The sequence below is a fragment of the Faecalitalea cylindroides ATCC 27803 genome, from assembly GCF_000469305.1.
Taxonomy (GTDB): Bacteria; Bacillota_I; Bacilli_A; order Erysipelotrichales; family Erysipelotrichaceae; genus Faecalitalea; species Faecalitalea cylindroides.
The window spans coordinates 1-10,844 of the sequence record NZ_KI271047.1 but is presented as its reverse complement, the minus strand read 5'-3'; the positions used below and the strand labels follow the sequence as shown (position 1 = coordinate 10,844).

The 10,844-nt window shown below is 36.8% G+C and carries 1 protein-coding gene; it reads left to right on the top strand.

Annotation, left to right across the window (positions count from 1 at the left end; all coding sequences use genetic code 11):
* Window positions 1–685: 685 nt before the first annotated feature.
* On the top strand, window positions 686–10,844 hold a 10,159-nt coding region (locus HMPREF0367_RS08885; RefSeq protein ID WP_035403483.1), incomplete at its 3' end, for a leucine-rich repeat protein.

Here is a 10,844-nt window from a genome sequence, read left to right as displayed (position 1 = left end):
TACAAATAATCGTAAATATTCAGCACCAATATGTATGAAGTTAATAACGATAATATGACCTATTTCATTGAAGTCGCAGAAACTCTAAGAGTCATACAGCAAAATTATTTACTATAACTGAAGTTATTTTGTTGTCTAAACTGCACAAATCCATTAAAATGATCAGCTTGTGTCTACTTGACACAAGCTGATCACGATTGATACGATCCTCTCTGTATTCAGTACGTTTTAATTATTTGTACTGTCTACTTTTGAGGATCGTATCAATCGACCTTTATCGAGTCAATGATAGCCAAAGAGATATTACCCATCCGTCTGAACCGCCATAACAGACGGAAGGTGAGGTCCAAATCACCGATATCGTTCAACTATCGCTATGACTAACGACTACATTATATGACTTTAAACATGTAGTAGCAATACTACAATTTTTGTCGTGCTTTCCAAAAAATGAAACCACCTAGTGATCGTTCTCTAGGTGGTCTATCCTTTATTAACTTAATGACATTGGCAGGAATGCCTTTTATTTTTATTATCAAAACTAGTAGAAGGTTTATACAAATTAGTGGATGTGAATCTATCATATTGAACAAATGACAAAACAATATAAAATATAGGGTATAGAAAGCGCTTTCACCTTTTTAATAATGCACAATTATTAAAAAAGAAAGCAGGAGGAAGTTGTATGAATAAAAAAAGAATTCTAGATGCCGGTAGAGCGGCGTTGAGTATTGTTTTAACTTCATCGATGTTCATGACAACGTACTCTGTTCCTATCTATGCCCAGGAAACAGAAGAACCTGTCATTGTTGAAGAAAACAACGTGTCCGATCCTAACCAGGAAAAGGAAGATGAATCTCAGATTCCTGAAGGGGAACAGAGTAAACAAGAAACCGTTCAAAGTGAAGAATCTGTGGATAATAATGTACAAAACACAGAACCACAAAGCGAAGAGGAAACGGTAGAACCAAAGAAATCCAGCCAGGATATCACTTTCAACAATCCGAGTGGTGTACATTACTATTGTAACCAGAGAGAATCTTCCATTGTTGTTGCCTATGGGGCTGACTGGATGGAGTTCCAGGGTGTTCGTTACACAGATAAAACAACATACAATCAAAAAGAATGTATTGCTCCGGAAGCTATTCGTCAGGCATTGATTGCCGTTCCAAGCGGAACGATGCAGACCTTTACAATTCGCGTTGGTGTTGAAGGCGACGATGTAGGAATCGAATATACGTTCTATGGAGATAAGCTCGATCCGGAACTGACAGTGATCGAAGCCAATGCAAACTATATTCTCTTTGAAGGAAATGAACCATTGGATCCAGAACGTACAGCTTATGAGTCATATGAAGAAAATGGGCATTACTATGCCAAATATGATCTGTCTTCTGCAAAAGTTGGATTTGGCTCAAATACCATTGCGGATTCAACCGGGAAAAATGCCACCTGGTTTATGTATGAAAAGAAAGCGGATGGAACTGTAGAAGTTCATTTGATGGATAAAGTGCCAACTGTAGAAGTTACTTCTGGTGATTCTTTATACAAGCTGACAGATGGAGCTGTGATCACAAAGAAACTTAGTAAGAACTCTTTTAAAGTCAGCGGTTATGGAATTCGAAGCGTTCAAGCTGGCGAAAATATGTATTTGTATGGCGAAAAAGTGCAAAATTCAGATTTAGCTGTCACTTCTATCGACTATCCGATTACATTGAAAGATAAAAAGACATACCAGCTGCGGTATGAAAACAAAGGCGGAGAATTCTCTAATGTGAATTTCAGCGTGAACTATTCACTAGGATCTTATGTGGATACTTTAAACGCTACAATAAAAGAACAGGAAGAAAAAGAACTGAACGCCGAAAACTATACACCAGATACTTGGAGTGTGTATGAACAGGCTTTACAGAATGCCAAAGCTTCTGCGGAAAATCCATTCACAGACAATACTGCTATGCAGAGTGCGGAAAGTGCATTGAAATCGGCTTTTGAAGGATTGAAGGAACAAGTTAAGGATACAGAAGCTCCGGAAGTCAAAGTAACGTATTCTAATAAAAACGGAAGTCAGGTTACAAAAGAAGATGTAACGGTGACTTTAACGGCCAATGAAGATATCCAGGATATTGAATGCTGGACACGTGTAGATTCTAAAACACTGCAGAAAGTTCACAGTGAAAACGGAAAATTCAATGTCACTGTTAAAGACTTGGCAGGAAATGAAACAAAAGTTAAATACGAAGTAAAACGTATTGATAAAGTGGCTCCTGTGATCGAAGGTGTCAAAGATGGTGAAGTTACAAATAAAGATGTAGAATTCACAGTAAAAGAACAGAGTATTTCTAAGATCATCATTGATGAAAAAGAATACAACGAAAAGAATGCGCCTAAGAAAGTTTCTGGTGAAGGAAAACATACGATCAAAGTCGTAGACAAAGCTGGAAATGAAACGAGTGTATCGTTTACAATCGATCAGACAGCTCCTAAGTTTACTGTAAAAGAAGAATCAAAAGGTTATGATGGAGTATACAGTAAATTAAGTTTGAAACTTTATGATGCTCATAAAGTGGATTATGTCGAAATCAATGGTAAGAAAAAAGATTTAAGTGACAATCAGTGGTCAGATTTGGACGATCAGAATGCCGGTTATAAAGAGGGTAAGAATACGGTTGTTCTTTATGATGTTGCGGGCAATTCTGCCGAATTTACGTTCATCTATGACAAAACAGGTCCGACAGTCAACGTAAAAGATTCTTCCGTTGAAAAAGATGGATATTATTCCCGATTGGATCTGAAACTGTACGATGCCAATAATGTCGATTATGCTGAAATTAACGGTAAGAGACTTGAACTGACAAACAATCAATGGTCCGACATTAACCATGCCAATGCCGGTTATGTGGATGGAGAAAATACGATCGTTGTTTATGATCAGGCAGGAAACTCTACGACAGTTAAATTCATGATCGGTGAACCAGTCAAAGCGGATAAAACAGCTTTACAGGAAAAGATCGATGAAGCTAAGAAACTGGAAGAAGACAACTATACAGAGGAAACATGGTCTAAGCTGGAAGAAGCTTTAGAGGCTGCTGAAAAAGTTAACGACAACGAAAAAGCAACGCAGGAAGAAGTTGACAAAGCCGTTGCGAACTTGGATGCTGCCATTAAGGGATTGGAAGAAGTTGTCATCAATATTACAGCCAATGTAAACGGAACACCAGTATCGGGTGAGACTTTACAGGCAGCTGTTGAGGAAGCTGGACTGACAACTGGTTTGATCAATAAGGTTGAATTTGTCAGTGGTAAGGTCACAAAAGCTGATTTGGAATACATTGCCAAATATGCCGATGAGCTTGTCTTCAAATTAAGTGATACCCTGACTTATGTAGGAGATAATGATACAGCAACTACAGTATTCCCAAATACATCACAAAATTGGAGTCAATTGGAATCACTGACACTGGAAGGCTTTACGGAAATTGCAGCCAGTGCGTTCTACAATCATGAAGATTTGAGAACGGTTAATTTAACAGGTGTTGAAATAATTGGGGGAAGTGCATTCAATGTAAGCAAGAACGCTTCAAAGAAAGAGATGAATGTAACGATTTCGGATTCTATCAAAGAAATTGGATCCAAAGCTTTCTATGGACAGAACAATCGTCCTTTGAACCTTACGCTGAATGTAAAAGATCCGTCTACGATTACGTTAAACAAAAATGCTTTTGACGGAATCAATACGTCACTTTCAAAAGTCAATGTTCCAGAAGGAAGCTTGCAGAACTATCTGACAAACTTAGATATCACAAAGGCTTTCAACAGCAGTACAAGCACGAAATGGAACAAGATGATTGTCAATGATCCAGCATATCAGTTGATGACATTCCAGTATGATGCAGACTATGAAGGTGTAACATTCAATGCTTACATCAAAAATGGAAGCACATTAAGTTCAATCAGTCTTGAAGATGTACAGACTGCCATCAATAATCGAATTCCTGAGGGATATGCATTTGCCGGATGGAATACAGCGGTTGATGGAACGGGAACGGACATCACAGATGAAACCGTATTCCCAATCGAAGCAGAACGAATTTATATTAAGTTAGCCGTTGCTGCAGATAAAACAAAATTACAAGAACAAATCGATGCGGTAAAAGATCTGAAAAAAGAAGACTATGTAGCCAGTACATGGGAAGAACTTCAAACTGCATTAGCAGAAGCTAATAAAGTTAATGAAGATACTTCAGCAACACAGGATGCAGTAATCAAAGCAACGGAAGCTTTAAAGACTGCGATTGAAAACTTGGTTAAAGTTGGAATGTCTCATGTTGAAAAGATCACACAGAATGATGATGGATCTTTGACAATTTCATTTGATAGAAAAATCAAGGATGAAAATGGTTCGAGAAGTAAGCATAGCTTAACATTTGATGAAGAAACGAATACGATTACTGTTGCTAATGTGACAGCTGAAGGACCGTTGTTTGTACACGTTTCTACAAAAGATTATGACAATCGATTCTCTCATCATAACTTATTCCGTGATGCCGATGGTACATGGAAAGTGGTAGAAGAATATATCACTGGTGCAACCTATGTAAATGAAAAACCAAAAATTTCTTATATCGTTGGAGATGAAGAAAAAACTCTGGAATTGCAGGATGGTGTAACAGAATATACAATTGAAACCACTTCAGAAGATGTGTCATTAAAGATCAAAGGTCATGATTTGGAATATGTTACATTTGAATATACTGATAAAGCTGTCCCAGGATATTCTAAGAGATTTACCCCATCATCTACTGATGATCATACAACTATATCACTCCCAGTAGGATTTGGAGCAGGGACCTACAAATTGGGCATTAGTGATCAGTCTATGTCTACTAATGCTGGACGATATACAAATATCAAATTGACAATCAAAGTTGTAGAACCTGCCAACAAGACAGCTTTGCAAGAACAAATCGAAGAAGCAGAGGACAGAAATGAAAATTATTATACTGCAGATACTTGGACTAAGTTACAAGAAGCTTTAACTAGTGCAAAAGCTGTAAATGATGATGATTCCGCAAGCCAGACTGAAGTTGATGAAGCAACTTCAGCTCTGAAAGATGCTTTAAAGGCATTGGTATACGAGGTTGAAGGTGAAATTTATCTCGTTATTGGTGATGAAAAAATTCCTTTAATAAACTTAACTAATACAGCTGATCAAAGCTATTGGGAAGACCCATATGTATATGACAAACCTTTAAGTTCAAATCCTAAGATTCGTGTGGAAGGAAAAGATGTTTACCAAATATTGATAAAGGATTCTAACACCGTAGGCGAAGGACGCGGATGGAAAGGCCTAGCTTCTAACCATGTAAAATCAAAAGACGTAAGTTTATTTGCTGCTAGTGGTTACGGAAATGACACATATAAAGTTTCGGTAGGTGTCGATAGTAAGATCTTCCGTATTGCCATTGAAATTAAAGACTATACTTTACCTTCAAATGAAGCGTTGAAAGCTATCTTAGATAAAGCCAATGCGATTGAAAAGGGTAATTATACCGATGAATCTTTTGAAGCATTGCAAGAAGCTATCAAACTGTCAACGACAACTTATCAGATTAATAAGAATTTGTGGGATGCCGATCAAGCTATATTGGATAGAGCAACGAAGAGAGTTGAAGATGCCATTGCTGCTTTGGAAGTAAATTCAACAGATAAGACAAAACTTCAAAGTTTAGTGGATGAAGCTAAAGACTATAATGCCGAAGGCGTTACAGGATTTGACGTATTCCAGGATCAATTGAAGCTAGCACAGGATGTTTTAGCTGATTCTGAAGCCACACAAGAAGATATCAATAAGAGAGTTATCCAGCTGGAAGGTCGTTACTATATCGTTCAGTTAAAAGCTTTGAATGCGAAATACAAAGATACGATTTCTGGTAAAAGTTCTGTAATTTATACAACCGACAGCATGAAAGCCCTTGTGGAAATGTATGAAGGTGTGCAGGATAAATCGTTTAGTGCAAGCAAAGTTTTGAAACAAACGGATGTAGATACCGCAAAAGCGAAATTGGAAGAATACCAGAAATTAGAAAAAGAACTGGTAAAGGCAAGTGCTTCGGATGCGATAGTGGGTATCAATGAAAGTGCTTTAGCAAGATCTGCCAACAAAGGACAGGGAACTTTTGAAATCTTGTCTAAGACGGTTGTAGAGGGTGGCTATGAATTAACAATCAAGTTCACTAACGATGCCATGCATCCAATCTTTGGAGAAAGCTATACAAACTACGATGGTACTGAGACAAAGTTCGCTAAATTTGGCGGGACAGCAAATGCTAAAATGTATGTTGACGCTTATGATAGCTCGTTAGGTGCAATCTCAAGACCATCGGCCAGCAATACATCTTTTGAAGCTTTAGAAGGAAATACATCTAAAACTCCTGGATTTACTACTAAGATCACAGTTCCTGAGAATACGGCATATGTAACATTATCTTATACATATAGTGGTGCTACGGCTCATTCTGCAGGTTACTGGGTAGTAGGCAATGTTCAGGAAGTTGTTGAAGTGGATAAGACAGCTTTGGAAGAAGCAATCACAAGTGCTCAAAGTGCTATTAATAATACTAAACATTTTACAGAATCTGAGGGCCTAGAGGATGCTGAAAAGGTGTTAGAAAAAGCACAAGGCGTATATGAAGATCCAAATGCGAATCAGGAAGATGTAAATGCGGTAATTGAAGAACTGAATGCAGCAATTTCGAATATGAAAGAAAAAGAAGTTCGTACTCAGCTTGTTTCTGTATCTTCCAGTGATTCTACATCTGTGACATTTGAGACAAATGTACTTGCGTACAACGCATATATCTATGAAGATAGTGGAAGAAGTACAACTTACACAGCATCAAAGCACAGTGACAATGGAAAGAATTATATTACTGTAAATAATTTAAAGAGTGGCGAAAATTACTTCTATGTTTGGTTAGGAGAATTTTGGAATGTTGATCATACGAACAACTTCTGGGTATATGTAAACACAGAAACGGGCGAAGCCAAATTTGGAAAAGTAAATCCTGTTGCCAATCCTACGTTGACGCTGCATGTAGGTGACGAAGATGTAGTAGTCACAGCAACAAGCAGTAGTGGTCAAGAAGTTGAAGTTCCTGAAGGCACAAAAGAGCTGAAGGCGACATTGACAGGTGAAGATTTATATCGTGTTTATGTTCAATTAACCGGGACACCAGCACAGGAGAATATTTATTCCGCCGGAGATCATCAATCTATTGATTTTGATATTCATAATCCAGATGGTGAACTGGTTGAAGGTGAATATACGATTAACATTAAAGCTGGATGGAATGGAACAGTAGGACCTACAGGTATTACTGAAACACAACGTACAACAAAATACAAAGGATTTACATTAAAATTTGTTGAAGTAGAGGTTGATAAAACGGCTTTAAAAGAGGCAATCGATGCAGCTGATGAGGTTTTGATTGATGTCAACTACAATACTTCAGTTACAGACCAGGATGCTAAAAGCAAACTAGATACTTTGTTCAGTAATGCTCGAAAGTTATATGATAATCCAGAAGCTTCGCAAAATGAAGTGGATCAAATGACAACAGATTTGACAGAAGCAACAGAGTATTTAAAAACTAAAGAAACACGTATTGCAATTTTATCTGTTGACAGTATAGAGGGTTCTTCCATTACATTTGTGACAAACAATACTCCTTATAGAGATCATGAACGTCCACAAAAAAATGGAGTTTCGTTCTTAGGAGATTATAGCAAAGGTCAAGCCGGATCAAATTCTAACTTAAAGTTCGATAGATCCAAAGACGGAGAAGGAACTAGCTATACGATTGTTAATAATCTTGAAGAGGGAGAAAATTTCTTCTATATAAGATTTAAAGGTTGCTGGACAGGTATGCAGGATACTTACTGGGTCTATGTCAATACCACAACAAAAGATGCTGATTTTGGTAAAGTAGGCGATGCGGTTGATCCTAGTGCTGTAGTTAAAGTTGGTGATCAGGATATATCTGTTAGCGACAAAGAACAAACTATTTCTGTTCAGGATGGTGAAAAACCAAAACTTGTTGTAACGGGTGAAGATATTGGTTATGCAACAGTTACAAAAGACGGTAAAGTTGTTGAGCAAACTTTGTTCCCATTAGTTAATCACAAGACTCTTGAGGTAGATGCTAGTGAAGCTGGCGAATACCAGGTAAAAGTTGTTTATAGCTGGAAAAGCTGGAAACCTAGTGGAGTATATACCTATAACAAAGAAGCTACTTATAACTTTACAATCGAAGAAGCACCAGCTGTTAACAAAACAGAGCTTCAATCTCTTTATGATGATGTAAAGGGGACGAAAAGTGACAACTCGTATTTTGAATATTTCAATCAGGAACTTCAAGACACGAAAACACTTTTAGAAAATGCCTCGGCAACGCAAGAAGAAATTGATAAACAAATCATTGATCTTAATGCGAAATATTATGCATTACTGGTTGCTGAATTGAATGAAACGTATGATCCTAATACGAATAGTTTTAACGAATATACGACAGATTCTCTGATTCCTGTTATTAAAATGTGGGGAAATACCAATGAGAAGATCAACAAGGATTACTATGAAAGTGAATCTAACGAAAATGTTGGTCAGAGTGAACAGTGGTATAACGACTATAAAAAAGCTATTGATGGATTAACAAAAGCTTCTGGTTCAGAATTAAAAGTAGGGTTGAATACAGATTCAGCCACTAAATACTCGCAATACCAGGGACATTTTGAAGTAGTTTCAAAGAAACCAGTAGAAGGTGATTCTACAAGATATGAAGTAACGATTCAGTTTATCAATGATGGAAAACATCCAATCTATGGCGAGACAAAAGTTAATAGCAGTAATACAACAACGTATAAGCCTTATACGGATTTATCAAATTCAAGTATAATCAATGTAGATGTTTATGATAGCGGTTTCGGACATATTAAACAAGCTGTTGTGAAGAATAAAACTACTCTTCCAGGCTCAAACAATTATAACGATGGAATTCAAGCCACTTATGAAGTTGAAAGCAATGCAAAATACTTGACATTTGAGTTCAAGGCTAAGTCTTCTTCAAACCCAACTTATTCTGAAGGATACTTTGTTGTAGACAACATTCCATTGGATGTGGACAAAACAGAACTTCAATCTCTTTATGATAAGGTAAAAGATTTACAGAGTGACGTTAGTTCGTTTAAGTATTTTACAACACAATTAAAAGCAGCTAAAAATGTATTAGATAATCCACAGGCAACACAGAATGAGATTGATTTAGCGATAATTAATTTGAAAGCTAAATATTATGCAGTTAAAGTTGCTGAATTGAATGTAAAATACAATCCTGAAAATGATTTTAACTTTACGGAATATACTACAGAATCTTTAGTTCCAGTTATGAATATGTGGGGAATCACTCATAATCGTTCAAACGGAAATTACTCTGAAAATTCAGAACGTGGCGATGTTGGTCAAATGAAAGGCTGGTACGAAGAATATACAAAAGCTATTGAAGGCTTAAAAGAAGCTACAGATGAAAGTGTTTATATTGGAATTACCAGTGAATCTACTAAATCAGATGATGAGCAAGGTTCTTTTGAAGTAGTATCTGCAGAAAAAGTTATTGTTGATGGTCAAGAAAAAATCAAATTAGTTGTGAACTACAACAATACAGGAATTCATCCTATCTATGGTAAATCTTTACTAAATGCTAATGGAACCAAGAAGTTTAAGAAGATAACTTCAATGAGTGAAAAGGTTTCATTCCGTTATGAAGCTTATAATAGCGAAATGAAGCATCAGATTTCTGCGGGCATGAGTGATAAAACCAAATTACCGGACGCTACGAATTGGTCAGCTGGTATGCAGGGTGTTTGCTATTTAGATCCTAGTATCAGTTATGTAACATTTGTTATCAATAACGAATTATATTCTTCTTGGATCTATCGAATTCCAGAACTTTCATCCCCTGTAGATAAAAGTGGCTTGCAGAGCTTGATTGAAGAAACTAAAGACTATCAAAGCGATGACAGTTATTATGATGAATTCCAGGAAGCTTTAACGAATGCTCAGAATGTTTTAAGCAATGAAGAAGCTACTCAAGAAGAAGTAGATGAAGCTCATGAAAATCTTGAACTTTACTATTACAGAAGTCAGGCTTATGCATTAGCGCTTAAATATAAGCCTGTTGGGGCAGCGAGTGGAAAGTACGATGGCACATTTGATTACGCTAAATATGAAGTAGAAGGTGCTTTAAAAGTAATCAACGCTTATTATGGTGTAATGAATCTTGGTGCATATCCTAAAGTCGCTGATGTCAAAACTGCTTATGAAACATTAAAAGCTGCTATTCCAGAACTGAAAGAAGTCACTGGGGAACCTCGTTCAATGCTGGTAGGACCAAATGAAGATTTGATCGAACTGACTGAATCTAGAGGATATTTCACATTTGAAGAAAGTCCAGCTGAAAATGGAATGATCAATTTACACATTGTATATGTAAATAATGGTATCAATCCAATTAATGGTAAAGATTTTGGAGAATTCGAAGGACGTAAATTTACTGCTCTTAAATCTACCTTGCGACTTCAATGTCAAACTTATAAAGGTGCTGGTAAAATTATAGATTTCAAAGATGACATTACATTAATGGGCGGAAATGAAGCTACATCTGTTGATGGCTTTGAAGTGGATGTTGTTGTTGAACCAGGACGATACAATGTTTATATGGAACTTGAAGGAGTCGAAGTTTATTCACAGGGATATTACTATACCAGTGAATCGGCTGCGACAGGAT